This window comes from Shigella sp. FC1967, assembly GCF_001743005.1.
Taxonomy (GTDB): Bacteria; Pseudomonadota; Gammaproteobacteria; order Enterobacterales; family Enterobacteriaceae; genus Proteus.
This window is the reverse complement of sequence record NZ_MIIZ01000397.1, coordinates 1-224: the sequence shown is the minus strand read 5'-3', so window position 1 is coordinate 224 and position 224 is coordinate 1. Positions and strand designations below refer to the sequence as shown.

The 224-nt window shown below is 47.8% G+C and carries 1 rRNA gene; it reads right to left on the bottom strand.

Annotation, left to right across the window (positions count from 1 at the left end):
• Positions 1–7 precede the first annotated feature (7 nt).
• A 5S ribosomal RNA gene (rrf, locus tag BHE89_RS03465) occupies positions 8–124 on the bottom strand.
• Between the last annotated feature and the right edge of the window lie 100 nt (positions 125–224).

The window sequence follows — 224 nt, the reverse complement described above, 5'->3', positions numbered from 1 at the left end:
ATTTAATGCCTGGCAGTTCCCTACTCTCACATGGGGAGACCCCACACTACCATCGGCGCCTACAACGTTTCACTTCTGAGTTCGGCATGGGATCAGGTGGGACCGTTGCGCTATGGCCGCCAAGCAAATTCTGTTTTATTACTCGTCACTCACCCTTTAACGGTTCGTCACCAGTAATATCAATCTTAAACAAGCTTACTTCATCGTTTCGTCTCTCTGACAAA